The organism is Burkholderia sp. PAMC 28687, assembly GCF_001577465.1.
Lineage (GTDB): Bacteria > Pseudomonadota > Gammaproteobacteria > Burkholderiales > Burkholderiaceae > Caballeronia.
In genome coordinates this window covers 3,101,206-3,127,715 of record NZ_CP014505.1, presented here as the reverse complement: position 1 = coordinate 3,127,715, position 26,510 = coordinate 3,101,206, and the positions used below count along the sequence as shown (strand labels likewise).

Sequence of the window (26,510 nt, the reverse complement as noted above, 5' to 3'; positions counted from 1 at the left end):
ATCAAAGAGACGAGTTTTCCATGACCCGCTTTAACTGGCAGAACCCCTATCCGACGCCGCGCTTGCCGGTGTTCGCCCGCAATATCGTGTCCACTTCGCATCCGCTTGCAGCGCAAGCGGGCCTGCGCATGTTGTGGAGAGGCGGCAATGCGGTCGACGCCGCCATCGCCGCCGCAGCAGCGATCACGCTGGTCGAGCCAGTATCGTGCGGTCTGGGCGGCGACGCGTTCGCGCTCGTCTGGGACGGCAAGAAACTGCACGGGCTGAACGCGTCGGGGGTATCGCCGGCGGCGTGGAACGTCGATTACTTCAAGAACAAGTATGGCGAGCAGAACGGCATCGCGAATAATCCGAAACGTGGTTGGGATGCGGCGACAGTGCCGGGCGTGATCGCGGGATGGGAAGCGCTGCACGCGAAATTTGGCACGCTGCCGTTCGCCGACCTGATGGAACCGGCTATCGAAATTGCCGAGCGTGGTCACGCGGTGGCAAGCATCGTTGCTTATAAATGGGCGGCCGCCATTCCCGAGTTGAAGGACTATCCGGGTTTCGCCGAGACCTTCATGCCGCGCGGCCGTGCGCCGGAAATCAGCGAACTGATGCGTTATCCGGGGCACGCAAAGACGTTGCGCACCATTGCTGAGAAAGGTCCACGCGCGTTCTACGAAGGGGAGATCGCCGAGAAGATCGCGGCGTTCGCGAAGCAGGGCGGCGGCGCGATGACCGCCGACGATCTGCGCAATTACAAGGCGGATTGGGTCGAGCCGATCTCGAAGGATTATCGCGGATATACCGTGCATGAGATTCCGCCGAACGGGCAGGGTATCGCGGCGCTGATCGCGCTCGGCATTCTCGACAAGTTCGACGTGAAAGCGCTGACCGTCGATAAGATCGAGTCGCAGCATTTGCAGATCGAAGCCATGAAGATCGCTTTCGCCGATGTCTACCAGTACGTCGCCGATCCGCGTTCCATGGACGTTACGCCCGAGCAAATGCTTGACGACGCGTATCTCACCGAGCGCGCGAAGCTCATCGATCCGAACAAGGCCAGACATTTCGACTTCGGCATGCCGCCGGCGGGCGGAACCATCTACATGTCGGTGGCGGACGAGCGCGGCATGATGGTGAGTTTCATCCAGTCGAACTACATGGGTTTTGGTTCGGGCGTGGTCGTACCGGACACGGGTATCGCCATGCAGAATCGTGGCTTTGGTTTTTCGATGGACCCGAAATCCGCGAACGTGGTGGAAGGCGGCAAGCGTCCGTTCCACACCATCATTCCGGCGTTCCTCACGCAAAAGGTGAACGGCACGGAAGAAGCGGTGATGAGCTTTGGCGTGATGGGCGGCGACATGCAGCCGCAAGGGCACCTGCAGTCCATCGTGCGAATGCTCGATTACGGCCAACAGCCTCAAGCCGCCTGCGATGCACCGCGCTGGAAGGTCAACCGCGATTTCACGGTGGATGTCGAAGCGACGCTCGACGTTAATACGGTGAAGGCGCTGCAAGGGTACGGCCACACGATCAAATCGGTCGATGATCCTTATATGGACTTCGGTTCAGGCCAGTACATCTGGAAACTGGATCGCAACGATCCCGAGCGTGGTTATGTGGCTGCGAGCGATAGCCGGAGGGATGGGTTGGCGGCTGGGTTCTAATTTCAAGATACGCTCGGTTACTTTTATCGCATTCCGGTAGCACCTGTATCAAGACGTCGCTCCTACACTTGGCTGCATACACCAAGAGCACGACAAGTGCGCGGAGAGACTAGATGAACAAGAAGATACTGGGTGCAGTACTGGGGTTGGGCGTACTGATGGCATCGGCGGCGGCTTCGGCGCATGTCAATGTGGACGTGGGAATCGGCGTGCCGGGGTATTACGCGCAGCAGGCTCCTGTCTACGTGGCGCCGCCTCCGCCTGTGGTGGTCGGGTATGGCGGCTACGGCGGTTATCGTGACGATGGCTGGCGTGAACGCGAATGGCGTCGCCGTGAGTGGCGGCATCATGAGTGGCGTGAGCATCGTTGGCATGATCGCCACGGGTACTAAGATTCAAAAGGCCGCTCGGATCACACCAAGTGGCCTTTTTCGTTGTGGCGTTACAAAGCCGGCGTCAACGCATACCGCCGGCAATGTTCCAGATACCCCGCTTCGTGACTGCTCACCAGCGCCACGATGCTGTTCCAAAGCCACGACGGTGCATCCAGCGACTTGCTCCGCGCCCGGCGCAACTCGGATAACCACGCGCGCCGCCCCGACTTGTCCATCTGCCGCGCGTGCGCTTTGCCGACCACCATCGCGAGGAAACGCGCCGCTTTCATCGCTTCCTCTTGCGTGAGCTGTTCGACGGTAAGCTTCATGTCCTGCGGCAACAATTCACGAATCACCACCGATCGATCATTCAAACGCGCCGAACGCATGCGCTCACCCAGCGCCGGCGTCAAATGCCTCGCGCCCTCGACGATCCGCTCGCCGTTATCGCGCGGCATGTCCTGACCGGGGTAACGCGGCGCGGCGGCCTTCAGCCCTTCCTTGATATCGATAAGACAAAGGTCGTCGCCTTCCACCACGCCACCATCGACGTCCAGCAGCACCGCATACCGCAAGCGTCCGAGCGAGCTGCAGCCTTTGACCCAATACGCGGCATCGATGACGGAGACGTTTTCCTCATCGGCGTTCTTGCGCAGGGCCGTCGCAATGTCGGCGATCTCGCGACGCTCGAACAGGGCTTCTATCTCGCTGCGCTCTTTTTTATCGAGCGGCCAGAAACGCTTGCCGAGGGGAATGCTCGGCTCCGTATCGTCGATACGTTCAACCGCCAGTTGCTGCCACGTTCGCCGCACAGCTTCCTTCATCATCACGCGCACGGCTTCGGGTTTCGTGTTCTTGATCGGGCGATCCTTGGTGGTGGCATCGAACGCGTGTTCGTAGCCTTCCGAGAGCGCTTCGATCATGCGTGCGGTCGTGACGCCGGGCAGGTCGGAACCCCGCGCAGCCGTCGCCAGCGATAAACCCAGCCGCACGATGTCATGTGCCGGATTGCCGATCACGGTCTGGTCGAGATCGCGAATCTGGATCTCGACCTCGCCGTCGGTGTTGGCAACCGGCCCGAGATTGCCGGTATGGCAATCGCCGCAGATCCAGATGGCCGGACCTTCGGGAAGCGTGTGACCTTCTATGCCGTCGAGCCATTCATAGAACTTGCTCGTGTTGCCGCGCACGTAGGCGTGCGCGGATTCGGCCATCTTCATGTTGCGGCGCGCGTTGAGCAGCGGCTGACGATCATTGATGCCGGGAAGGGCGGGGGATTTTTTCTTGGGCATGGGGGATCGTCCTGTTAGTGCTTGCTTTAAGCAAGCCGCATGCCGTTGATTCGTAATGCTTTTGTATGGTTTGACGTCAACCGAGGTCTTCCAGATCTGAGCTTGCTGCACGTTCGGCAGGCGGCTTTTTTATCCATTGTCTGTGCAGTGCCTTTTCGACCTTCCGTCCAACGACCAGCAACACGATCAACATCACGGTTGCGATCAGCGCAACGCTCCACACCCCCAGCCCGCAGACGATACCTACCGCCGCCGTCACCCATATCGATGCCGCCGTGGTCAGCCCGCGAATCCGGTATTGCCCCGGCGTTTGCACGATCACGCCCGCGCCCAGGAAGCCGATGCCGGTCACAATTCCCTGGATCGCACGCGAAACGTCGGTGCTCATCGTTGCGCTTTGCGTGGCGAAGCCCATCGCGGCCATGGTCGTGAGGCAAGCGCCGAGCGACACGAGCCCGAGCGTTTTCATGCCCGTGGGTTTGCCGTGCAGATCGCGATCCACGCCGATGATGCAACCTATCGCCAGCGCCCAGAACATGCGGATCACGACATCGGTGAGAACGGGGAGAGGGAGCATTGCGGGCCTGCTATCAAATGGTCATGCCTGCATTGTGAATGCTTCTTGCGAAGCGACCGGAATTTTGATCCGTTACGGTAACGGGCTGTGCTTTTTCAAGGAGACACAATGAGCTTACCCACCTTTACGATGGTCGATGCCGCCCCCACGCCGGTCGCGCCTTTTTCTCACGCAGCCGAAGCCGATGGCTGGGTGTTCCTCACCGGCCAGATGCCGACCGATCCCGACGATGATTCGAAGCCCTTGCCCGAAGGCGTCGAAGCGCAGACGCGCCGGGTGATGGATAACCTGATTCTCGTGCTGCAGGGCGTGGGGTTATCGCTGGATAACGTGGTCAATGTGCGGATTTTCCTGACCGAATTCAAACGCGATTACCCGGCGATGAACACCGTCTACAAAAGCTATTTCGAGCCGAAGCCGTTGCCGGCGCGGACGTGCATCGGCGTGACGGGATTGGCGCGCGATGCGCTCGTGGAGATTGATTTCGTGGCGAAGCGTTAGCTCAGGAAGATCATGAACGCGCACTTGCTGTCGCGTCGACGTAGCGGAAGGTGAGGTTGACGCGTTCGCCGCGCGCTTCGGGTTCTTTCGGCACACGATGCGCCCAGTCCAGTTGCGTACGTCCCCGCATGATCAGCAAGCTGCCATGCGTGAGTTGCAGCGGATGCATCTGGCGTGTCTTCGTGTGGCGGAACTCGAAGGTCCGCGTGGTGCCAAGACTCACTGATGCAATTACCGGTTCCAGTCCGAGTTCGCGTTCTTTATCGGCGTGCCAGCCCATGCTGTCCTGGCCGGTCCGGTAGCGATTGAGTAATACGCTGTTGAACGCGGTCTTCGCGACTACTTCGGCTTTCTCTTTCAACGATAAAACCGTCGGTGTCCACGGTTTCGGAACGTTGCGAATGCCTGAGTAGATATAGACCGCGCCGGGGTCGCCCTGCCACGCGGTGAGGCGCGGAAAGGGCTTTTTTCCGCCGGGCGTGTTCAAGATGTCCTGCTGCCACGTGACTTCATCGAGCAGCGCGGCCAAGGTGTCCGAAGCCGTCGCCGGGTCCAGCCACTCAGGCAGCCAGTCGATGTGCGGCTTAGGGATGTCGTCGAAAAGGTCGAACATGGCGGCGCTTCGTGGCGGGGTCGGACATCGTAAGTTAGCAGATTGTCCAACCCGGAGCTTGCGCAATCATCTCAATGCGCGAGCTTCGTCACCGTCACGCGTTTCTTCAGCACCCTGGCCTGAAGCACGATCACCAGCAGCAGGAACACGCCGCGTATCACCGATTGCCAATACGCCGACAAGCTGATGAAGCCGAGACCATTCTCGAAGTTGAGCAGATTGAACACGAGCCCGAGCAAGGCAACGCCGGCGATGGTCATCGCAATCGATCCCTGTCCGCCGGTCAGCAAGGTCCCGCCCAGCACCACCGCCGATATCGCGAACAACTCCCAGCCGATACCTTCATTGGGCTGCCCCGCGCCGAACTGCGCGGCGAGGATCGCACCGGCCAAACCGGCAAGCAAGCCGCTCAACGCGTAGACGGCGACCAGCGTCCGGTCGACGTTCAAACCCATCAGCCGCGATGCTTCTTCGCTGCCTCCAATCGCCAGCGCGTGACGTCCGAAGCGCGTGCTTCTCAGCGCAAGCCAGCCTAAAACCGCAGCCACGGCGGCGACGATTCCAGGTATCGGCAAGCCGAACAAGTCGCCCTGGCCGAAGTTGGCGAAACTGGAATCGGCGGCCGCGGCAATCGATACCGCATCGTTATGGCCCAGCAACAGCGCCATGCCGTGCGCGCCGAGGCTTGTTGCGAGCGTCACGATGAACGGCAGGATCCGCATGTGCGTGATCACGAGGCCGTTCAACACGCCGACCGCCAGCCCCGCGCCCGCGCCGGCCAGCACGGCGGCCACGCCGCCATGCGAACTTGCCAATGCCGCGACCACGCTCGCGAACGCCGCCACCGCGCCCACCGACAAATCGATGCCGCCCGTGATGATCACAAACGCCATGCCCACCGATATCAACGCGAACATCGAGTTGTATCGCCAGAAGGAGGTGATGTTGTAGGCCGATGCAAAGTGGTCGTAGCGGGTTACGCCAAAGACGAGCAGCGCGGCCAGTGCCAACAGGATGGGAAGGTTCTTTTTCATATCGATGCCCCTAGCGCTGGCGCCGTTGTACATAAACCGCGGCGATGATGATGCCCGCCTTGACGACCAGCGCGGCCGCGTCGGGAATCCCGTGAGCGAGCAGGGTGTATCGAAGCAACTGGATGATCAGCGCGCCAATCAGCGTCCCGACGATATACGCCTTCCCGCCCGTCAACGCCGTGCCGCCGACGGCAACGGCGGCGATGGCATCGAGCTCGGAACCAAGGCCGATCACGTTGGCATCGGAAGATGAATTGACCGAGATCGAGATAAGGCCTGCCAGCCCGGCCAGCGCCGCGCACAACGTGTACGCGAGCATCTTCACGCGCGTGGTGGGAATGCCGCTCAAATAGGCCGCTTGTTCATTGCCGCCGGTCACGAGCAAATACTGGCCGAACAGGGTCTTGCGCACGATCCATGCAAATATGGCGACCAGCAGAAGCATCAGGAACACTTGGGCTGGCACGCCCGCGACGCGGCCCAACGCGATCCACTGGAACGCGGGATTGTTGAAGGCTTGCAGGCTGCCGTCGGTGAAAACCTGCGCGATACCGCGCCCCGCGATGAACAGCACCAGCGTCGCGACAATCGGCTGCACGGAGAGCCTCGTCACGAGGAAGCCGTTGAACACGCCGCACAGCGCGGCAGCCAGCACGGGCAAGACAAACGCCAGCGCAATGCCGAACGGCCCGCCGATGTTCATGAAGATCATCGGCGCGAGCGATCCGGCGATCGCCATCGAAGCGCCGACCGATAAATCGATACCCCCGGTCGCCACGACCAGCGTCATCCCGATCCCGACAATGACGATCGTCACCACTTGCGTCAGGTTGACGTTGAACGTCTGCAGCGACCAGAAGTGTTGCGTGAAGAACAGGTTGAACACGACCATCGCGAGAAGGACGGCGATCTCGCGCTGGATCGTGATGCGGTATTTTTTCTTCGCTGCGCCCGGCGCGTTTTGTCCCACGGGCGGCGCGACCGTTGCCGGTTGAGTTTTCTGGTTCATGGCTGACCTTCTTTGGCATCGACGGCTTCCGCCAGCGCCGACTCTTCACCTGATCCGTAGGCGATGGCGTCCATGATCGACGCCTCGCTCATGCGTGCGCCGTCGAGTTCGGCGACGGTCTTGCCATCGCGGATCACGACCGCGCGATCGGCCACCGCCGTGAGTTCCTCCAGCTCCGACGCCGACAGCAACACTGCCAGCCCCGAGTCGCGCAACTCGCGAATGATCTTTGCGACATCGGCTTTGGCGCCTACGTCAATGCCGCGCGTGGGCTCATCGAGCAAGAGCAAAGAAGGATTCGTGGCGAGCCATCGTGCGAGCAGGACCTTCTGCTGGTTACCGCCCGACAACTCACGAATCGGCTGGTCCGGCGAGCGCAATTTGATCCCCAGCGATTCGATAAACCTGTCCACAATCGCGCGTTGCTTGGCGACATCGACCACGCCGTGTTTGGTGAGCGTGCGCAGGCAAACGAGCGTGAGGTTGTCGCGCACGGACAGCTCCGGCACGATCCCATCGCCTTTGCGATCCTCCGTCAGATAAGCGATGCCGCGCGCAATCGCATCTTGCGGCGACTTGAAATTCACCGGTTTTCCATCGATGGAAAGCGACCCGCGCTCGGCCGGATCCGCGCCGAACATCAGCCGCATGGTCTCCGTGCGACCCGAGCCGAGCAAGCCGGCGAGACCTACGGCTTCGCCCGCGTGGACATCGAGCGAAACGTCCGTCACCTTCGCGCCCGCGCCAATGTTCTTTGCGCTGATCGCCGTCGTGCCGCGTTTGGCCAGGTTCGCTTCCTTAACGGCACTGTCCTCCTGCACCACGGCGGCGAGCGTGCGGCCGAGCATCGTGGTCACGAGTTGCAGTTTGTCGAGCGCGGCCATGGGGCTTTCGGCGACGGTCTGGCCATCGCGCATGACGGTCACGCGGTCGCACAGTGCGTACAACTCGTCGAGCCGGTGCGAGACGAAGATCACCGCGCGGCCATCGTCGCGCAAACGCCGCACGACGCTGAATAAAAGTTCGACTTCGCGTTCATCGAGTGAGGACGTGGATTCGTCCATGATGACCATCTTCGCTTCCGACGATACCGCTCGCGCGAGCGCCACCATCTGCTGAATGGCGGTGGAGAATTCGCGCACGGGTTTGCTGACATCGATCTGCAAGCCGAACGAATCGAGCAATTCCTGCGCGCGCCGATGAATCGTCTTCCAGTCGATCAAACCAAGGCGCCGCGGCTCGCGGCCGAGAAAGATATTCTCGGCGATCGAGCGGAACGGAACCAGGTTGATCTCCTGATAAATCGTGCTGATACCGGCTTCGCGTGCCTCTTTGGGCGTACGGAAATCGGCTTCGCGGCCATCGAAACGGATCGTTCCGCCTGTGCGCCGATACGCGCCGGTCAGGATCTTGATGAGCGTCGATTTGCCCGCGCCGTTCTGCCCGATCAGCGCATGCACTTCTCCCGCGCGTACCGACAGCCGAGCGTGCCGCAACGCGGCCACGCCGCCGAAGCTGATATCGATGTCCTGCATCTCCAGCAGCGACGATTGAGTTGGCGTGTTCATCGAATGCGTCTCCTCGGGCGAACGGAATGTTCGCCGGATACAAAAGAAGCGACGGCCGGCGAAAGACCGGGCGCGCCGCTTCGAACACCTTCGTTGCTCTTTACAGCGGACTGCTTGGCCGGTCACCGGCCGCTCAGAAGCCGCTCAGTAGCCGTACTGCATGCTCTGCGCGACATTGCTCTTGTCGTAGAAGCGGTCGGAGACTTTCACCCACGGCGGGATGGTTTCGCCCTTCGCGAACTTCTGCGCCACGTCGCACGCAAGGGGGCCGAAGAACGGGCTCGACTGCACGCTCGCACCGAGTTCGCCGGCCGCGATTGCGTCCATGCCGCCCTTCGTTCCGTCGATGGTCACGATCGTGATGTCCTTGCCTGGCTGCTTGCCGGCCGCCTTGATGGCCGCGATTGCACCGAGGGCCATCTCGTCGTTGTGCGCGTACACGGCAGTCACGTCGGGATGCGCCTGAAGCAGCGTTTCCATGACCTGGCGGCCCTTGTCGCGGGCGAAATCGCCGCTTTGCGACGCGATGATCTGCAGACCCGGATTCTTCGCGATCACGTCATCGAAACCTTTCTTGCGATCGTTCGCAGCGGACGCGCCCGTCGATCCTTCCAGTTCGATGATCTTGCCCTTGCCGCCCGTCGCCTTCACGAGCCAGTCGGCGGCGCGTTGCCCCTGGTTGATGAAGTCCGAACCAATGAACGTGATGTAGTCGCGGCCCGCCTTCGCCACCGACTGATCCACGTCGCGGTCGACCAGGATCACGGGAATGCCTGCTTTCTTGGCCTGCAGCACGATAGGCGCAAGCGGCTTTTCTTCACGCGGCGGGAACACGATCAGATCGACGTGCTGCGCAATCATGCTCTGGATATCGGCGACCTGTTTCGATGCCGAGCTGTTGGCATCGGTCATGACCATCTGCCAGCCGCACTTTGCAGCCACGTCCTTGAAGCTCTTGGTTTCGGCGAGACGCCACGGGTTGTTGCTTTCGGTCTGCGCAAAACCGACGCGCAGCGGTTTTTTGGTCGCCAGCTTCGGCAGGGGAGAGTCATCAGCGTGTGCAATGCCGAATGCCGCCGCCATCGACAGCGCGAGCACGGACGTGGCGAGCACGCGGAACGGGGTCTTGCATGTTTTCAAGTTTTCAAGCGACAGCATGTCTTCCTCCGGTATGGATGGTCTTGCTTTTTTAAGTAAGTCGGTCCTGCTGTGTCGTGTTCTTTTTGCGTCTTGCTCGCTCCGTCTCAAAAAAGTCGAAGTGCGACGATTATTCCACCGCGTTTTATTATTGGTCAATCGCTAATATTATTAATTGCGGGCTGTTTTGCTTCGGTGAATACCCTTACCGACGCGCGCTCCACCAGCGGTCCGTCGAGCTTCACGACACGCCGGCGGACCGGTGCGCCAGCGGCGCGGTTGTGCTCTTCCTGCAGCAGCGTTTCGACCGCCCACCGGCCGAGTTCGTAGTTGGGCAAGACGACCGTGGAAAGCGGCGGATGGGTGTGCCGTGCAATTTCCTGGTCGTCGTAGCCAAGTATGGAAACGTCTTCCGGAACGCGTAATCCGAGTTGCTTGAGCGCTTCGATCGCACCCAGCGCCATCAGGTCGTTCGCGCAAAAAATCGCGGTCGGCGGGTTCGGTTCGCGCATCAGCGAAAGCGTCTGTTCGAAGCCCGAACCGGAGCTCCAGTCGCCTTCGCGGACGAGTTCCGGCGCGAACGGCAAGTCGGCCGTGGACAGCGCCATCCGGTATCCCTTCAGCCGGTCGCGCGCCGCGTCCTGCCACGGTTCGCCATTCACATAACCGATCCTTCGATGCCCCGCATTCAGCAAATAGTCGGTCGCGACATGGCCGCCCGCAACCTCGGCCGGAACGACCGATGAAAGCTCTGTATCGCTTGTGTAGCAGTTCAGGAGCACGGTCGGGACCTTCGACAGCGCCGCCGGCAAGCTCACTTTGCGCGTGTACACCGTCGCGTAGATCACGCCGAGCACGTTCGGATTCGTCAGCGTGGCATCGAGGACTTGCTGCTCGATTTCCGCGTTGCCATGCGTTGAATACACCGCGAGCATGCGGCCGTTTGCGAACGCCGTATCGCGTGCGCCGTCGATATTCACGACAGGATGCGGGCTCGTCGAGATTTCGTCGGCGAGATAAACAATCAGGTTTTTTTCTTCCGCTGGGACCGTGGCGTCCAGCGGTTCTCGGGTCGTCATGCGGTAGCCGAGATCCTGCGCTGCCTTCAGCACCTTGTTGCGCGTGGCGTCGGAGAACTTCGCGCTCGTTGCGTTGTTCAGCACGAGTGAGACGGTCGATTGCGAGACGCCTGTCAGCTTCGCGATGTCCGTCATCGTCGGGCGGCGTTGCGTGGATTTTTTCATTTTTCGGGCCGCGAAAAAACGGCTTGTTCGATGCAATAAGACGCAATGAAGCGGTCTTTGGATGTCGCAGACGGTAGCATTAATATTTCCTGCGAGCAACGCTCCGAAACCATTGATGCGCTTGGCATTTGATGGAATCGAAGGTGTCTAAGTGTTATTACTAATAATATTGACGATATGATGCTGGTCGTGCGATTCTTGGGGCGTGCGCTTGAGTGGCCAGAAGTGAACTCACGCGCGCCGACCGCGCCGTACGACGTGGCGCAATTCAAGGAGACGACGATGGCCCGCTACGACGAGCGCGCTCGCAATGCGCTTGCGGAAGATTTCGAGCGCGACGGTTTTGTGCTGTTGCCCGACCACTTTCCGCGCGCAACGCTCGATGCATGGCGCGCGGCATTCGAGCCGCTGTTCACGCCGCACGTTGACGAGGCTCGCGAAAAAGGCGGCAGTGGCAATCGCGGCCCGGGCCGATATTACGTGACGCTGCCGTTCGAAGGCGAGTTTGCCGACCCCGCCATTTTTTGCGATGACGACGTACTTGGCATTGTCGAACGTATCGCAGGTCCGGACCCGGTGATGTGCCAGCTCGCCACCGATACCCCCGTGCGCGGTTCCGACTTCCAGGACTGGCACCGTGACACGCCGCCTTTGTTCGATGGCGTCCCTGAAACGCCGTCGTTTCAACTGGCGGTCAATTTCCCGCTCGTCGACGTCGATGACCAGAACGGTTCGCTGGAAACGACACGCGGGACGCACCGCATATCGCGGGAAGATGCGCTCGCCGGCCTGGCCGACGGCAAATTCCCTTCCGAACGCGTGCCCATGAAACTGGGCGACGTGATGATTCGCGATGTGCGCGGTGTGCATCGGGGGACACCCAATTTCACCGATAACCCTCGGCCGATGGTCGTTATCGGCTATAGCCGTTCGTGGTATTTCCGGCCGGAGGTTCAGGTTCAGGTGCCGCGCTCGACATTCGAATCGCTTCCGCCGCGCGCAAAACGATTGCTCCGATACAACCCGCAAGTCGACCGGACGCCGCGCAGCTTCGATGAAAGCTACCAGCGGTTCGCATATTGAACGCCGACCGGGCCGTACGGATGGCAGATGATCCGGCGCTGATCGAGCTTCGCGCCGGAAACAGGCGGGCGTCGATCGCGCCGCACGTCGGCGGGGCGATTGCTGCGTTTTATGACCTGACCGACCAGGGCGAGCGGCTGCATTGGCTGAGGCCCGCGTCGCCCGAAGCGCTTGCCGCGCGCAATCCGCTTGGCATGGCGAGCTTTCCGCTGCTGCCGTATTGCAACCGTCTGCGCGACGCGCGGTTTGTCTTCAATGGCGAGACCGTGGATCTTTCGCGCGATGGCAACGCCTTCGATCACGCGTTGCATGGTCACGCGTGGCGCCGGCCGTGGAGCGTGGTCGGGACAACGGCAAATGCGGTTGAATTGAGCCTCACGCACGCGCCGGGCGATGAACCGGCGCATCACTGGCCGTATCGGTACGAAGCAACCCAGCGCATCGAACTCACCGACGCCGGGGAATTGCTGGTCACGCTATCCATCCACAATCTTGCCGATAAACCCATGCCCTTCGGCTTAGGACACCACCCGTACTATCCGCGCACGCCCTCGACGCGCATCCACACCGGCGTCCGAGCAATGTGGCACGCAACGCCTGACCTCCTGCCCACGATTCTGGGTGCGCACGAGAGCTTGGGAATGCTGGCATCGAACGAAGGAATGGCCGCCGATGCCTTCGATCTCGATAACAATTTCGCCGGCTGGTCGAGGTCCGCGACGATCGCGTGGCCGGACGAAGACCGCAGCGTCACTCTCACCGCCGACGCCATGTTCGCCCACATGGTCCTGTACGCGCCCGCCGCGCACCCGGATTTGCTATGCGTGGAACCGGTATCGAATACGGTGGATTTCCTGAATCTGGACATGCCGCAGGAGGACATCGGCGGCGGCGTTCTGCAACCCGGAGAACGCGTTCGGGCGAGTTTTGGATGGCGACCATACTCCGGCACACATCAGCGCTGACCCACTTTCCCGGTATCATCTCGAAATTATCCGCGCGCTCGATTCATTGGGCGTGCTAGAACATTCGAGAATCTCAAAATTGAGGGGAAAGGCATCATGAACATCACCGACGGGGCACTGGGCGACTCTGGACTTCCCCGCCGGGTGTTGCTCGTCGACGATAGCGTCGATGCAGCCGAAGCCATGTCCATGCTGCTCGAAACGCTGGGCCACGAAGTTCGCGTGATGCACGACGGCCCGAGCGCCCTCGCAATGGTCGATGAATTCGCGCCCGAAGTCGTGATCCTGGATATCGGCTTGCCGGGAATGAACGGCTTTGAGGTGGCGCGCGACCTGCGCACGCGCGACGTGACGAAGTCAGCGTTGTTGATTGCCCTGACGGGTTACGGCGCCGACAGCGACCGTCAGAAGGCGCATGACGCCGGTTTCGACCATCATCTGGTCAAACCCGTGTCGTTCACGGCAATAGAAACCGTGATCATCGATAAATTCTCGCAAGCTTAAAAACGCCTCACTCCACTCGCAGCTTTGCCATATACGGCAGATGGTCGGATAGCCACGCGGTGTCTTGCGTCGGCGTGATCCATTCGACCGGCTTCATGCCGCGCACGAACATCTTGTCGAGCGCGAGCGCCGGTGAAAAGGCCGGGTAAGTGCGCCCCGATTCCCCGAGCATGGTCGCCACTTCGCTCATGCCGAGTTCGGCAAAAAGCGGCACTGAATCGTTGCGCCAATCGTTGAAATCGCCGGCCAGGACCAGCGGCCCTTCGGGCGCTTCTTTCTGGATCCACAACGCGATCCAGTTCATCTGCCGCAATCGCGCGGCGCGCGTCAGCGCCAGATGCGCGCACAGCAGCGTGACCGAACGTCCGGCGAATGTGGCGCGCGCGACCAGCAGGCCGCGCCGCTCGAACCGGTGCGCCGAGATATCCCAGCGTCCGCCCAGATCCAGCGGATGCGGCGAAAGAATCGCGTTGCCGTGCCGCCACGATGGCTTGAACACGTTCTGCCCGAGCGCAATCTGCAAATCGAGCGAAGTCGCGATTTCGGTCGCCTGGCAATGCCAGAGGTCGTTGGCGGGAGCGTCGAGCGGATTGCCGAAGCTCGCCGCCAGCACGGGTTGCGGCATCCGGCGCGCCATGGCTTCTTGCAGGAAATAAGCATCGGCCCGGGTGGATTGCACCCAGCGCTGCATCGCGCTCCATGCCTGGAGACCGAGCGGCGAGCGGCCCTTGTGCAAGTTCCAGCTCACGGCCACGAAGTCGGGGATTTCGCGAGTGGAAGGAATGCCGGAATTGATGTGTTCTGGATTTCGCATGCGATCAGTGTGTTGCCCTTACTGCGCAGCCGTTGCGAGCGTTGCGCGGACTTTGTAGGTGAGCGTCGGGTTTTTATCGACGATTTGCCACGTTGACCATTCGCCCGGCTTCAGCACGAGTCCGGGGTGCGCGGCGTTGACCTGACGCGGCTGCGGCGGCAGCTTGCAACCCGCAACGGTCACGGGCGCCGAGCTGTCCTGCAGGGTTTCCTGGGCATCGATCTGAAGCGTGATGTCGTCGGCGTTGGCGTGGACGGGCGAGAGCGTCAGGGTGCGCTGCAGGTCGATATCGCCTGCCGGTTTGTCTGCGCAACCCACGTTGTTCTTGACTACATGGTGATGGGTGTCGGTGCGGGCCTGCCCAACGGCGGTCGTGCCCGTAAAGCTGTCGATCTGCTGGCCGTCCTGCAAGACCTGCAATTCCCACTTCACCGACTGCGGCGGCGCGTTTTGCGCAAGAGCGCTGAAAGGTGCTGCGACTGCAGCGCAAAAAAACAACGCGGCCGTTTGATGTTTCAACATATGAGCTTTTCTCCTGATCCCTTTCTGTTCCGGGCGTCTCGCCCGTTCGTTCGATCCGGGTAGCTGTTTTTCGACATGCGTGCTGCCTGGGCGTTCGGCGCGCAAAAGATACTTGCGGCCAATGGCGCCAATTACAAACCGAAACGTGGGCCGCCATTGCTGGAAGCAGCGTGGCGTCTGCCGACGCACGTTTCGCACCCGCTCAACCCGACGATCATACAAGCGGAACGCCTCATCTGCTTGACGCTGTCGCAATAACCCCGATTGGCAGCAAACCCCCGCGAGTGCTCGCTTGCGTGCCGTTTTATGGCCGATAAACTGAATTTGCCGACCATCAAAACGGGGAAAAGCAATGAGCACCGCCGTAGTCAGACAGGAACTCGCCGTGGCATCGTTCAGCAAGGTCTACGACCTGGACGAAGTCGAAACCGCATTGAACGACTTGAGCGAAGGCGGCAGCGAAGCCCTGCGCTCAACCTACGAAAAAATGCTCAAAGCCGGCAATCTGCGCTTTTGCGTGAAGCCGAACCGGATGCCGTCCATCGACGATCTGGTGGCGGATCTGCCGAATTTCGCGGAACCGTTGAACGATATCCGCAAGCAAATCGCGTTGTGTCTCGAAACCGAGGACAGGCTCGAACTGATGCCAATGCTGTTGCTGGGCGACCCTGGCATCGGCAAGACGCATTTCGCGAAACAGCTGGCTCGTTTGCTCGGCACGTCGTGCCACTACCTCGCAATGAGTTCCCTGACCGCCGGCTGGATCCTTTCGGGCGCGTCGTCGCAATGGCGCAACGCCAAGCCGGGCAAGGTGTTCGATGCGCTCGTCAACGGCAGCTACGCAAACCCGGTCATGACGGTCGACGAAATCGACAAAGCCACCGGCGACGCCCAATACGATCCGCTCGGCGCGTTGTACGCGCTGCTGGAACACGATACGGCGAAGAGTTTTATCGATGAATTCGCCGAAATTCCTATCAACGCGGGCAACGTGGTGTGGATCGCGACGGCGAATCAGGCAAACACGATCCCCGAACCGCTGCTCAACCGCATGAATGTGTACGAGATCGCGCCGCCGGATCGCGATGGTGCGCGCCGTATCGCTCAATCGATCTATCACGAGATCCGCAGCGCACACGCCTGGGGCGCACGCTTCCCGGAAACGCTCGGCGATGCACCGCTCGACGCGCTCACTAAAGCCTCGCCCCGCGAAATGCGGCGCGCGATGCTGAATGCTTTCGGCAATGCGCGCATCGACAACCGGCACGAAGTCCAAGCAAAAGACATTGAACTGGCTAACGGCAGCCGGAAGAAAGCGATCGGGTTCTGACCAGGCGGATTTATTGAAATCTGCAAAAAGTGGTCGAAATATGGCCTGAAACTGTCAAATTTCTGGCAAAACGGCCATATTTCCTGAAATCGAGCTGATTGTTTCGGAAAATGATACGAGTTTCGGCGAGTCCCGATCGGTAATTGTGTTTCTCGCAACAAATGCAGCAACAACGCATCGAGCCCGGGCTCGCCTAGAATGAAGAGATGGACAGGATCGAATGTGTGGTGATTGGCGCAGGTGTGGTCGGCCTTGCTGTCGCGCGAGCGATGGCAGCGCGCGGCCGCGAGGTGATCGTGCTCGAAGCGGGCGAAGCGGTCGGGATTGGCACGAGTTCGCGCAACAGCGAAGTGATCCATGCGGGGCTGTACTACCCGCGCGGATCGCTGAAGGCCGATTTGTGCGTGCGAGGCCGCGCGATGCTCTACGAGTATTGCGACGCGCATGGCGTCCCGTATAACCGCTGCGGGAAATTGCTGGTTGCGACCGCGCGCAACCAGTTGCCGCAGCTCGCCGCAATCCAGCAGAAAGCCGTGGAAAACGGCGTCCTGGATCTGGTCCGCGTGAGCGGCGCCGACGCAATGGCGCTCGAACCGCATCTTCACTGCGTGGAGGCGATGCTTTCGCCGCAGACGGGGATCATCGACAGCCATCAGTTCATGCTCGCGCTTCAAGGCGACGCCGAACGCGATGGCGCGACCGTGGCGTTCCATACGCCGGTGACGCAGATCGATGCGCGCGACCGGTGTTTTATCGTGGAGACGGGTGGCGATGCGCCTTTGCGATTCCAGGCCGATTGTGTGATCAACAGCGCCGGCCTGTTCGCCAATGACATTGCGCGGCGGATTCGCGGGCTGGATGCGCGCCATGTGCCGCCGCTTTACTTCGCGAAGGGAAACTACTTCAGCGTGAGCGGACGCACGCCGTTTGACCGCCTGATCTACCCGATGCCGAACGAGGCCGGACTTGGCGTTCATCTCACCATCGATATGGGCGGGCAGGCCAAGTTCGGGCCGGACGTCGAGTGGATCCAGAAGATCGACTATTCCGTCGATGCCCAGCGCGCCACCGGCTTTTACGCCGCCATTCGCGCCTATTGGCCCGATCTCCCCGATGACGCCTTGCAACCCGCTTATGCGGGAATCCGGCCGAAGCTTTCCGGGCCCGGCCAGCCCGCCGCCGATTTCATCATCCAGGGACGCGCGGCGCACGGCGTGGCGGGGCTCGTGAATCTGTTCGGTATCGAATCGCCGGGGTTGACGGCTTCACTGGCGATCGCGGAGAAAGTCGCGAGGATGCTGAGCGTTTCTTGACGCCTTCGGAGTTTCTTATCTCCGCCATTTGAGTGATTCCGTGCCGCGCCCCGTTGCTATGCTCTTGGACATCGCCGTCGACAAGAACGGCGTCCCCCAATACACAGAACCCCGGAGCACATCAATGAAATCCACCCGACGTACTTTCCTGATCTCGAGCATTGGCATGGCATCGGCGCTGGCGGTCTCGCGCACGGCCTTCGCCGATCCGGTCAAGCTGCCCGAAACAGATCCCATGGCGAAGAGCCTCGGCTACAAGGAAGACGCCGCCACCGTCGACAAGTCCAAGTTCCCGCGCTACGCGGCCGGCCAGGACTGCGGCAATTGTTCGTTCTATCAAGCGAAGGCGACCGACGCGTACGCTGCATGTCCGATGTTCGCGGGCAAGCAAGTGGCATCGAAGGGATGGTGCAACGCTTATAACAAGCGAGCCTGATTCGGCTGAAGCATCGTATAGATGGAAAGCTGACCCCGGCGTAAGAAGAAAAAGCCGTTCCCTCATCGAGCGGAACGGCTTTTTTTCATTCTGCAGACAACACATGGCTGATCAGTTCGCAGCCTTGCGCTCCAGTCCCGCCTTCACCAGCAAATCGGCGAGCGCTTCGCTCATGCCGCCTTCGTGCTGGGTTGCGTGTTCCTGCAACTGCTTGACGAGATGGCTGTCCAGTTTGCACGCGAACGGCACCAATCCCTTTTCCTGATCCAGACGACGCTGTTCACGCTTGTCGAGCTTCGGCTCGGGGGGCACGCCGAAGCGTGCCGCGTTGCCTTGCTTCAGTTCGTTGGCGAGCTTGAGCGCCTTGTTTTTTTCGAGGTCGAATTTTTTCACGCGTTTTTCCTGAAGCAATGGAGACACAAAGGCCGAGGCGCGTATTGTACGCAGGTCCCGGGTTTGCCCCGTTTCCCTCGCTAGCCCGGGGCCGGAACCGGCGGCGCGCCGGCTTCACCGTCCATCAGGTCTTCGATGCGCGCCCGCATCCGCTTCCAGTGCGAGCCTTCCCAGAACACCCGCCGGCAGACATCGCAGGTGACAAAGCGTGTATGGCGCTCAAGCACGCCGTCGGGCACGCGGTCACTGACTTCGTCGGCGCTTGCGCGGCGCAACGGCGCGTTGCACATCAGGCACAGCCGGAAAGGGCGCACGTGTTGCGCAAGCCCAAGCCGCACGGCGACTTCGCGCCATTGCGCATCGGGTTGCAGCGCACGCACGTAACAGCCGTGGACCAGCGTGCGGCGCTTGAGCAATTCGCGATCGCGCGTGAGCACCACGCGATGTTCGTCGAGCGCGAACTGCTCGATTTCATCGTCGGGGAAATGGTTGTCGTAGCGCGTGTCGAAACCCGCGAGCCGAAGCCGTTGCGCGAGTGCGCCAAGATGGGCATCGGCTATAAACCGCAGCGTATCGAGCCGCAACGGCGCACGCAGAAGCTGAGCGGTATCGAGCGAACGCGACACGGCGCCGACCGGATGGACATCGATGAAATCGCCTTCCTCGACAGCCTCGTCAAAGCGCGCCGGCGCGCCATTCCGTAGAATCAGCGCAACTTCCGTATGGGGCACGCCGAGTGCTTCGATCATGTGCTTCGTGGTCGAAGCCGCCGGACACCCGCAGGCAAACACCCGGTCGCGCTGCGCTCGCGCCAGGAACTCATTCAACTCCCGATGAAAACGGAACGTGGCAGTCGTCATGGTTTCGAGTATCGCATCGGTTCGACGCGTTTGCTTTGGCAAGCACCTTACAAAGGAGCAGGACATGGATATCGGCTTTATTGGAATCGGCGGAATGGGCAGCGCGATGGCGTTGAACGCGCTGAAGGCAGGCCACACGGTACGCGTCTGGAACCGTTCGCCCGAGGCAACCAAACCGCTCGCCGACGAAGGCGCGACCGTGGTGGCGTCGCCGGAAGAAGCCTTTGCGGGCGACGCCGTGTTCTCCATGCTCGCTGACGACGCCGCATTGCGCGCTGTCGTGATCGACAGCGGTTTGCTCGAGCGTGCGCCAAAAGGCATCGTGCACGCGAACATGGCGACGATCTCGGTCGCGCTCTGCGAGGAACTTGCTGCCCTGCACGCGCATCACGGCGTGGCATATGTCGCGGCGCCCGTGCTCGGACGGCCGGACGTGGCGGCGGCGGGAAAGCTGAATATCATCGCGGCCGGCGCCGACGATGCAATCAACCGCGTGCAGCCCGTATTCGATGTCATCGGACAAAAGACCTGGCGCGTCGGCGCCACGCCACAGCACGCGAACGTGTTCAAACTCGCGGCAAACTTCATGCTGGCATCGGCTATAGAAACGACATCCGAAGCGGCTTCACTGGTGACCGGGCACGGCATCGACCCGCACACGTTCCTGGATGTCATCAGCAACACGCTGTTCCCGGGTCCGGTCTATCAGGGCTACGGCCGCATGATTGCCGATAACCGCTACGAACCCGCGTTGTTCAAGGCGCGCCTCGGTTTGAAGGACGTCCGTCTCGCGCTTGCCGCCGGCGACGCGGTCAACGTGACGCTGCCGGTGGGCAGCCTCGTGCGCGACAACCTGATCGAGGCGCTTGCTCACGGCGACGGCGACAAGGACTTCGCGGTGCTTGGCAAAGTCGCTGCGCGGCGGGCAGGAAGGAAGGTGTGATTTTTGCTCAGCGATAAAAACAGGTGGCGGTCGCATCCGCAATAAATAACGACAATGCGCGGCAACGTTCCGTATACTTGGCGCGCCGTTCGCCTTCTGGTTCCGGGTGGTATCGAACCGGAAGCATTCGGTGGCGCACAGACACACGGACACGCCGCGCGCAGGCTGCGACAAGCCCTTGCGAACGTAAAAAAAGATGATGCGGAGACAGGACAGCGACCATATGAAAAGCACTCTTCGGGGTCTTATGTTCATGGTGGCATCGGCGGGCATTGGCGTGCTTTGCCTGAACATGCCCACATTCGCCCTCGCCGACGATACCCCCGCGCCCTGCAGCGCGCTCAAGCGCATTGTCGCGGCCGCGCCGGGCGGATTCTCATCCGTGCAACCCGGCGACGCCAATACCGTCGCCCAGCCTTACGGCCAGGACGCGCAATGCGCGGCGAAGGGCGGCACGCTTACTTGTACATGGACCAAAGCAACCGATTCAGGCTCGACGAAGGACGCGTTGCAAGCGGTCGCGGCGGACATCGCGTCGTGCCTGCCGGAAGCCACGCACGATCAGAATTCGGCGGCGCGCCAGCATTTTTATATCGGTGAGCGCGGGCAACGCACGCAGATCACAGCGACGACGGCTGGCTCGGGCAAGTTGTCGCTCGCGGTATCGGGCAAATAAGGCAAACAGGGGACTGTCATGACCAAGCGTGTTCTCATAGCCGATGACGACGACGACGCCCTGAGCTGTCTCGCCAGCTTGCTGACCGGCCTCGGCCATCAGGTCGCGCAAGCGTGTTCAGGCATGCAGGCGCTGGATGTAGCGCGGCAATTCGGGCCGGAAGTGGTGATCCTCGACCTCGGCATGTCGCCGATGGACGGCCTTTCCGCCGCCCGCGCATTGCGCGCCTTGCCGGATGGCGCGTCCATGCTGCTGGTCGCGCTGACCGGCTGGGGCCAGCCACAACATCATGAAATGACGCAGGAAGCCGGCTTCGATGTCCATCTGATCAAGCCGGTTTCGATCGATCAGTTGGGTTTTATCCTGTCGATGACGCAGCCCTGAGTGTTGTATCTGTAAGACACATAGCGAAGGAGATGTTGCGCTGCACCAATGGTTCCGGTACAGTGGATCTGTCTCCTCCATGTCTCCACTGATATGGATTCAGCCCGCCAATCATGCGCGGGCTTTTTTTTGCCTGCGTTTTTGGCGCGGCCCCCGCAATGCCATCGCGCTGACGCGCAAGCGCATTAAAATGGCGTTTTTACTGCGCATCGGCAGGACCGATTCAACGCCCGCCGCGCGACCGAACCAGCGAGATCAAGATGACCACCAAAGTATTTGTCGACGGACAGGAAGGCACCACCGGCCTGAAGATTTTCGAATATCTGTCGGCGCGGCGTGACGTCGAGATCCTGCGTATCGATGACGCGCGCCGCAAGGACGTGGAAGAGCGCCGCCGGCTGATCAACGCGTCGGACGTGACGTTCCTGTGCTTGCCGGACGTGGCGTCGCGCGAATCGGTGTCGCTGGTGAATGCGGATAACCATCGCACGGTGATGATCGACGCCAGCACGGCGTTTCGCACGCAGGACGACTGGGCGTATGGCCTGCCCGAACTGATGCCCGCCCAACGCGAACGCCTGCGCTCGGCGAAGCGCATTGCCGTGCCGGGATGCCATGCGTCGGCGTTTTTGCTCGCCATGAAACCGCTGGTTTCGAGCGGCCTCGTTTCCGACGATTTCGCGGCGCACGCGTATTCCATCACGGGCTACAGCGGCGGTGGCAAGAAGATGATCGCGGAATTCGAGATGGCCGGCAATCCGAAGCTGATGAGCCCGCGTCCCTATGCGCTGGGCCTGACGCACAAGCATCTGCCGGAAATGGCCGTGCGCTCGGGGCTGAAGCGTGCGCCGGTTTTCACGCCTATCGTGGGTAACTTTTTGAAGGGCCTGGCGGTCACGACTTACTTCTCACCGGAGCAACTGACGCGCGCCGCGAAGCCGCAAGATGTGCAATCGCTCTTCGCCGAGTATTACGCCAACGAGCCGTTCGTGCGCGTGCTGCCGTTCAATGCGGACAGCAATCTCGACGATGGTTTCTTCGATGTCCAGGCCAACAACGACACCAACCGCGTCGACCTCTTCGTCTTCGGCAACGACGAGCATTTTGTCACCGTCGCACGTCTGGACAACCTGGGCAAGGGCGCATCGGGCGCGGCGATCCAGTGCATGAATCTCGCAATCGGCGCCGACGAAGCAGCGGGACTGATCGCTTGATGTAACTCCGCTGAACGCCCTGCGCATCCGTCAGGAAAAGCCGGTTTCTGCCCTCGTGCGAAACCGGTTTTTTTACGTCCACACATTTCTCGCCAATTACTCCATAGGGAATCTCCTAATTTATTTACGAACGTTCGTTCGTCAATGATTACGCGTTTTCGCGCTCAAAGCTTCTTCGTTTTGCTTTTCGGCTAAACAGAAATTCTCCTGACTGAGGTCTGAACGAATTTTTGTTTCAATGCGTCGCGCGCGCCTTACCAGTCAAGGCGCTCCGGAAGAGCGGTTGTTTGAATTGCCGCTTTTGGACCTTTCCAGCCGATCGCCACAAGAAGGTCAACGCGAAATGACAGCGTAAAACTAAATGAGGGAGACAGCGGTATGCCGTATGCCATTTCGAAAGGACTCGCGCTCGCACTTGCGGCCGCCCCGTTGTTCATTGCATGCGGCGGAGGCAAGGCCGACGACCCGGGTCCGATCAACACGCCGCAATGTTCCGGCGCAAGTTGTGGCACGCAAGGTGCGCCGGGCGTCGGCGCGGGCGCGGCGCCGTTGTGCCCGGCCAACGCGGATATTGTCGCCAATACGTATCTGGGCGGCGCGGGCAGCGGCGAGATTGTGAGCCTGAACATCGATGCCGTGAACATGAAGTACACGCTCAAATGGCTCGAATCGCCCATACCGCTCGTCACCGGCACCGTCAATCCAACGCGCAAAGGCACGACCATCGTGGGCGCGGTGGTTCATCCGCCGGCGGGAACGTTGCCGACCGCCGAGCAAACGCGTTGCGCATTCGTGCTGACGCCGGGCGGCGGCAAGGCGGCGGATGGATCGACTTACACGACCGCCGCGGCATTCAACCAGGCGAATCCGCCGACTATCTTCATTGGCCAGGGCGTGGCGGGCGGCGGCATTCCGGGTGCGACCTTGCAGTACAACGGCGCGACGCTCACCGCCGACGGCGTTCATGCCATCCCCGGTTTCCCGCAATTGTTCCCAGTGCCGAACCGGCATTTCGACTTCTATCCGTTCATTGGCTTTGCGTCGGTGAGCACGAACGTCGCGGACCTCAAGGGCACGTATAACGCGCTGCTTTACCACCTGGTTCCATCGAATAACTACGCGACCACGACCACCCAGGCGCAGGAATCCTTCGATACCGCCGGTAACTGCACCGTGCCCGTGCCGGCATCGAACACGTCCTGCCAGACGACCGGCGGCGCGTGGACGGCGAATGCAGGCGGTTCGTACTTCACCAGCGCCGTTGCGCCGCAAGTGCAGGGCAAACGCGCGACGCCCACGCTGCCGCTCGTCGGCGCGCTCACGTTCCCGGCCGTGGCCAACGCGAACATGGTGATCGGCAAGGTGAACGGCGCGATCGTTCCGATCGTCGTGCGCACGGGCCAGGTCTTCGTGCCGTCGCCGCTCACGCCGCTGAACACGAACGCAGCACAAGTCGACGATGAATCCGGCATCGCCATGCTCGCCCCGAACACAGCGCTGCAATCAGGCGCGTTCGATGGCGGCTACGTCGGCGCGGATTCGAACTTCAAGTACACGGCCGCGCTGCTGCAAGGTCCGGTCGGCTCGTTCATCAATCCATCGACGCAAAGCACCGAGACCGGCTTCGGCATGAGTTACGCGCAGCAGTTGCCCGGCTTGATCGGCGTGCAGGACCAGAACGGCGGCAAGGGCGCGCTGATATCGGCGGGTGGCCTGTATGGGATCTTCATAGCGGGAAGCACGGTGAATGGCGGCCCGACATCGACCTCCGTCAATGCCGATACCCCGCGAGCCCGTACTTCGGCATTGGCGCGTTGCTGAGCAAATAAGTGGAAAACACGGCGGCCGGCATGCGTCGGCCGCCAACGAACGAACCCATGTGGATGGAGACAGCAGCATGAAATGGAGAACTCTTGGCGCAGTTGTATCAATCGCGGGCGCGGCGCCGTTCCTGATGAGCGCGTGTGGGGGCGGCAGCGATGCGCCGCAGGCGCCGGTCGTCCGTTTGTGCCCGGCATCGGTTGATTACACGACCAACTTCACCGGCGGCGGTGGCGACGGCGAACTCGTCAAGCTGCAACTCGACACCACCAAGCTCACGTGGCAAGTGACGTACATTGAATCGCCGATACCCGCCACGACCGGCACCGTCTCCCCGACGCGCGCCGGCACCACGCAAAGCGGCACGCTCACGATGGAAACCGGCCTGCCGACACAAAAGCTGAATCAATGCGCGTATCAGTTGAACGGCGCGACGCTCGACCCGACGCGCCCCGCGCGTATCTTCGTGGGCGAGGGTGTGGCGGGCGGCACGATTCCGGGCAAGGAGCTGCAGTTCGGCGGCATTCTCGGGCAGGGCGTCGTGCCGGATCGCACGTTCCCGTACTACCCGTTCATCGGCTTCTCGACGCTGGAAACCAATCTCGCCAATGTCGCGGGATCGTATAACCAGCTGGGGTATCACGAGGTGCCATCGCAAAGTTATGCGCGTCTTGCCGTCGATTCGAAGATCACCATCAATGCCGACGGCACGTGGCAAGAGTGCGACAACACCGGCGTGAACGCCGGCAAGTGCCAGCAGGCGGGATCGAATTTCACGCCATCGCCCGATGGCAGCGGCGCGTTCGTCACGAACAACTTCCTTGGGCAAGGCAAACCGACGCTCGCGACCGGCCCGCTTGGCAAGGGCTACATGATTGTCGGCAAGTTGCGCGGCGCGAACGTGCCGATCCTGGTTCGTACGGGCACGGCGAACGCCACGATCACGACAGGCATTCCGCCTTTCGCCGACGACGAATCCGGTATCTCGATGCTTTCGCCGCAAACGAACGTGGCGGTGGGATCGGTTGATGGCGAATACGTCGGCGTGGACAACCAGTTCAACTACCGTACAACAGCGCTCACCGGCACGCAGGCCACGCTCATCGATCCGTTCCAGCCGTCGCAAGTTGCGTTGTCGCGGGCGTTGAACCTCGACTACACGCAGACCATCCAGGGTCTTGTGACGTCGACGGTCGTCAATGCATCGACCGGCGCGACACCCACCGGCAAGTTCATCTTCTCCGGCGGCGTGTTCGGCTACCTCGACCAGAGTGACCCGACGACTCCGTATTTCACCATCGGCTCATTTGTCGAGTGACCGTCCGGCAGCCCATCAAAAAGGGCTGAGCGCGTTTCACGCCTCCTTCTATATAGAAGTGGCGTGTCGCGTGACGGCCTGTAACCGAAGAGAGACGATATGAGAAAGATACTGGCAGCGGTGATCGGGTGCGCCTGGGCTTGCGCTTCAATGACGGCGCACGCGCAAAGCGCCGGCGATAACGTCGTGGGACTCGGCTGGTTCCACGTCATGCCGCAGGATTCGAGCAGCGAACTCACCACCCACGTGGCGCCCGTGCCGATCAACACGCCGCTGCGCTTGCCGTCGCAATTCACGTCGTCGGGAACAGGCCTTTCGACAAAAAGCGCTGATACCCTCGCCCTTGTCTTCACACACTTTTTCACCGACCATATTGCGACGACGTTCGTGGGCGGCGTGCCGCCCGAATTCGAGCTCGATGGTCACGGCACCATCCGGCCGCCGGGTCCGGCGGGCGCGCTCGGCAACCAGAATCTCGATGAGACCAATCCGATCGTGAAAAGCGTGCGGCAGTGGAGCCCGGCGCTGATCTTCCAGTACTACTTCAATTCACCGACGTCGGCGTTCCGGCCGTTCGCGGGTATTGGCGTGTCGTACAACTTCTTCACGAACATCAAACTCACCAACGGCTTCGTCAACTCGACGCAAAACAATCTCGGCGCTGTTTTGGCGGCTGCTGCGGGCAAGCCGGGGCAGACATCGGTGGACGCGAAGGCTTCGTCGTCGTGGCAACCGGTGTTCAACGTCGGCGCCACCTACAACTTCGACAAACACTGGGGTTTGATTGCGTCCCTCACGTACATTCCGCTGAAGACGACGTCATCGCTGATCATCAAGGCGGCCGACGGCACCGAACTCGCCACGACCAAAGGCAAGCTGAACGCTGATCCGCTGATCACGTTCCTGGCGGTGTCGTACCGTTTCTGA

The 26,510-nt window shown here is 61.2% G+C and carries 27 protein-coding genes and 1 pseudogene; 16 read left to right on the top strand and 12 right to left on the bottom strand.

The window, feature by feature from the left end; genetic code table 11:
- Positions 1-20: 20 nt before the first annotated feature.
- Positions 21-1,658 (top strand): gamma-glutamyltransferase, encoded by a 1,638-nt coding sequence (gene ggt, locus AX768_RS14640; RefSeq protein WP_062000537.1) that lies wholly within the window; start codon positions 21-23, stop codon positions 1,656-1,658.
- A gap of 113 nt (positions 1,659-1,771) precedes the next feature.
- Positions 1,772-2,050 carry a hypothetical protein gene (locus tag AX768_RS14635; protein WP_062000536.1) on the top strand — a complete coding sequence of 93 codons (279 nt, stop codon included), beginning with the start codon at positions 1,772-1,774 and terminating at the stop codon, positions 2,048-2,050.
- Positions 2,051-2,100: 50 nt separating this feature from the next.
- Here AX768_RS14635 and AX768_RS14630 read toward each other — a convergent pair whose 3' ends face one another.
- Together AX768_RS14630 and AX768_RS14625 are read right to left on the bottom strand one after the other, a co-directional pair.
- A complete protein-coding gene (locus tag AX768_RS14630; RefSeq protein ID WP_062000535.1) occupies positions 2,101-3,324 on the bottom strand; it encodes a DUF2252 domain-containing protein in 1,224 nt (407 codons plus the stop codon).
- A 76-nt stretch (positions 3,325-3,400) separates the two neighbouring features.
- Positions 3,401-3,901, bottom strand: a complete 501-nt coding sequence (locus tag AX768_RS14625) for an MgtC/SapB family protein (RefSeq protein WP_062000534.1) — start codon at positions 3,899-3,901, stop codon at positions 3,401-3,403.
- A 108-nt stretch (positions 3,902-4,009) separates the two neighbouring features.
- Here AX768_RS14625 and AX768_RS14620 point away from each other — a divergent pair, with 108 nt between their 5' ends.
- Positions 4,010-4,402: a RidA family protein gene (locus AX768_RS14620; RefSeq protein WP_062000533.1), complete on the top strand. Its 393-nt coding sequence runs from the start codon at positions 4,010-4,012 to the stop codon at positions 4,400-4,402.
- Between the two features lie 10 nt (positions 4,403-4,412).
- Here AX768_RS14620 and AX768_RS14615 read toward each other — a convergent pair whose 3' ends face one another.
- The 6 genes from AX768_RS14615 to AX768_RS14590 all read right to left on the bottom strand — a co-directional run bounded on the left by AX768_RS14615 (position 4,413) and on the right by AX768_RS14590 (position 10,977).
- Entirely contained in the window at positions 4,413-5,015 is a 603-nt protein-coding gene (locus tag AX768_RS14615; RefSeq protein ID WP_062000532.1) for an alpha-ketoglutarate-dependent dioxygenase AlkB family protein, read from the bottom strand.
- 71 nt (positions 5,016-5,086) lie between these two features.
- Positions 5,087-6,049: an ABC transporter permease gene (locus tag AX768_RS14610; RefSeq protein ID WP_062001013.1), complete on the bottom strand. Its 963-nt coding sequence runs from the start codon at positions 6,047-6,049 to the stop codon at positions 5,087-5,089.
- Between the two features lie 10 nt (positions 6,050-6,059).
- Positions 6,060-7,058: an ABC transporter permease gene (locus AX768_RS14605; protein WP_062000531.1), complete on the bottom strand. Its 999-nt coding sequence runs from the start codon at positions 7,056-7,058 to the stop codon at positions 6,060-6,062.
- Positions 7,055-8,626 (bottom strand): sugar ABC transporter ATP-binding protein, encoded by a 1,572-nt coding sequence (locus AX768_RS14600; RefSeq protein ID WP_062000530.1) that lies wholly within the window; start codon positions 8,624-8,626, stop codon positions 7,055-7,057. The genes AX768_RS14605 and AX768_RS14600 overlap by 4 nt, the downstream gene beginning before the upstream one ends.
- Positions 8,627-8,770: 144 nt before the next feature.
- On the bottom strand, positions 8,771-9,784 hold the full coding sequence (locus AX768_RS14595; protein ID WP_062000529.1) for an ABC transporter substrate-binding protein: 1,014 nt from the start codon (positions 9,782-9,784) through the stop codon (positions 8,771-8,773).
- A 134-nt stretch (positions 9,785-9,918) separates the two neighbouring features.
- Positions 9,919-10,977: a LacI family DNA-binding transcriptional regulator gene (locus AX768_RS14590; protein WP_062001012.1), complete on the bottom strand. Its 1,059-nt coding sequence runs from the start codon at positions 10,975-10,977 to the stop codon at positions 9,919-9,921.
- Between the two features lie 255 nt (positions 10,978-11,232).
- Here AX768_RS14590 and AX768_RS14585 point away from each other — a divergent pair, with 255 nt between their 5' ends.
- The 3 genes from AX768_RS14585 (at position 11,233) to AX768_RS14575 (ending at position 13,559) form a co-directional block, all read left to right on the top strand.
- A complete protein-coding gene (locus AX768_RS14585; RefSeq protein ID WP_231941282.1) occupies positions 11,233-12,090 on the top strand; it encodes a phytanoyl-CoA dioxygenase family protein in 858 nt (285 codons plus the stop codon).
- 20 nt (positions 12,091-12,110) lie between these two features.
- Complete coding sequence (locus AX768_RS14580; RefSeq protein WP_062000528.1) at positions 12,111-13,055, top strand: aldose 1-epimerase; 945 nt, start codon at positions 12,111-12,113, stop codon at positions 13,053-13,055.
- A gap of 96 nt (positions 13,056-13,151) precedes the next feature.
- Complete coding sequence (locus tag AX768_RS14575; RefSeq protein ID WP_062000527.1) at positions 13,152-13,559, top strand: response regulator; 408 nt, start codon at positions 13,152-13,154, stop codon at positions 13,557-13,559.
- Between the two features lie 7 nt (positions 13,560-13,566).
- Here the strand turns inward: AX768_RS14575 and AX768_RS14570 are convergent, their stop codons facing one another.
- Together AX768_RS14570 and AX768_RS14565 are read right to left on the bottom strand one after the other, a co-directional pair.
- Positions 13,567-14,373, bottom strand: coding sequence for an endonuclease/exonuclease/phosphatase family protein (locus AX768_RS14570; RefSeq protein ID WP_062000526.1), 807 nt, complete (start codon positions 14,371-14,373; stop codon positions 13,567-13,569).
- 18 nt (positions 14,374-14,391) lie between these two features.
- Positions 14,392-14,895 (bottom strand): hypothetical protein, encoded by a 504-nt coding sequence (locus tag AX768_RS14565; RefSeq protein WP_062000525.1) that lies wholly within the window; start codon positions 14,893-14,895, stop codon positions 14,392-14,394.
- A 352-nt stretch (positions 14,896-15,247) separates the two neighbouring features.
- On the opposite strand from AX768_RS14565, the gene AX768_RS14555 reads away from it, so the two are divergent.
- The 3 genes from AX768_RS14555 to AX768_RS14545 all read left to right on the top strand — a co-directional run bounded on the left by AX768_RS14555 (position 15,248) and on the right by AX768_RS14545 (position 17,974).
- Complete coding sequence (locus AX768_RS14555; protein WP_062000523.1) at positions 15,248-16,225, top strand: AAA family ATPase; 978 nt, start codon at positions 15,248-15,250, stop codon at positions 16,223-16,225.
- Positions 16,226-16,431: 206 nt separating this feature from the next.
- Positions 16,432-17,538 (top strand): NAD(P)/FAD-dependent oxidoreductase, encoded by a 1,107-nt coding sequence (locus AX768_RS14550; RefSeq protein WP_062000522.1) that lies wholly within the window; start codon positions 16,432-16,434, stop codon positions 17,536-17,538.
- A 124-nt stretch (positions 17,539-17,662) separates the two neighbouring features.
- Complete coding sequence (locus AX768_RS14545; RefSeq protein WP_062001010.1) at positions 17,663-17,974, top strand: high-potential iron-sulfur protein; 312 nt, start codon at positions 17,663-17,665, stop codon at positions 17,972-17,974.
- A 111-nt stretch (positions 17,975-18,085) separates the two neighbouring features.
- Here the strand turns inward: AX768_RS14545 and AX768_RS14540 are convergent, their stop codons facing one another.
- Together AX768_RS14540 and AX768_RS14535 are read right to left on the bottom strand one after the other, a co-directional pair.
- Positions 18,086-18,367 carry a hypothetical protein gene (locus AX768_RS14540; protein ID WP_062001009.1) on the bottom strand — a complete coding sequence of 94 codons (282 nt, stop codon included), beginning with the start codon at positions 18,365-18,367 and terminating at the stop codon, positions 18,086-18,088.
- A gap of 80 nt (positions 18,368-18,447) precedes the next feature.
- Positions 18,448-19,227, bottom strand: a complete 780-nt coding sequence (locus AX768_RS14535; RefSeq protein WP_062000521.1) for a Mut7-C RNAse domain-containing protein — start codon at positions 19,225-19,227, stop codon at positions 18,448-18,450.
- A gap of 64 nt (positions 19,228-19,291) precedes the next feature.
- Between AX768_RS14535 and AX768_RS14530 the strand changes: the two genes are divergently transcribed.
- The 7 genes and pseudogenes from AX768_RS14530 (at position 19,292) to AX768_RS14500 (ending at position 26,510) form a co-directional block, all read left to right on the top strand.
- Positions 19,292-20,170, top strand: a complete 879-nt coding sequence (locus tag AX768_RS14530; RefSeq protein ID WP_062001008.1) for an NAD(P)-dependent oxidoreductase — start codon at positions 19,292-19,294, stop codon at positions 20,168-20,170.
- Between the two features lie 223 nt (positions 20,171-20,393).
- Positions 20,394-20,846, top strand: coding sequence for a hypothetical protein (locus AX768_RS14525; protein WP_062001007.1), 453 nt, complete (start codon positions 20,394-20,396; stop codon positions 20,844-20,846).
- A gap of 18 nt (positions 20,847-20,864) precedes the next feature.
- Positions 20,865-21,230, top strand: a complete 366-nt coding sequence (locus AX768_RS14520; RefSeq protein WP_062000520.1) for a response regulator — start codon at positions 20,865-20,867, stop codon at positions 21,228-21,230.
- A 260-nt stretch (positions 21,231-21,490) separates the two neighbouring features.
- Entirely contained in the window at positions 21,491-22,444 is a 954-nt protein-coding gene (gene argC, locus AX768_RS14515) for an N-acetyl-gamma-glutamyl-phosphate reductase (RefSeq protein ID WP_062000519.1), read from the top strand.
- A 378-nt stretch (positions 22,445-22,822) separates the two neighbouring features.
- Positions 22,823-24,273, top strand: a pseudogene (locus tag AX768_RS14510) (DUF2957 domain-containing protein).
- Positions 24,274-24,341: 68 nt separating this feature from the next.
- The gene (locus AX768_RS14505) at positions 24,342-25,583 is read left to right on the top strand and encodes a DUF2957 domain-containing protein (RefSeq protein ID WP_062000518.1); all 1,242 of its coding nucleotides are present in this window, start codon (positions 24,342-24,344) and stop codon (positions 25,581-25,583) included.
- Positions 25,584-25,682: 99 nt separating this feature from the next.
- Positions 25,683-26,510 (top strand): OmpW/AlkL family protein, encoded by an 828-nt coding sequence (locus AX768_RS14500; RefSeq protein WP_062000517.1) that lies wholly within the window; start codon positions 25,683-25,685, stop codon positions 26,508-26,510.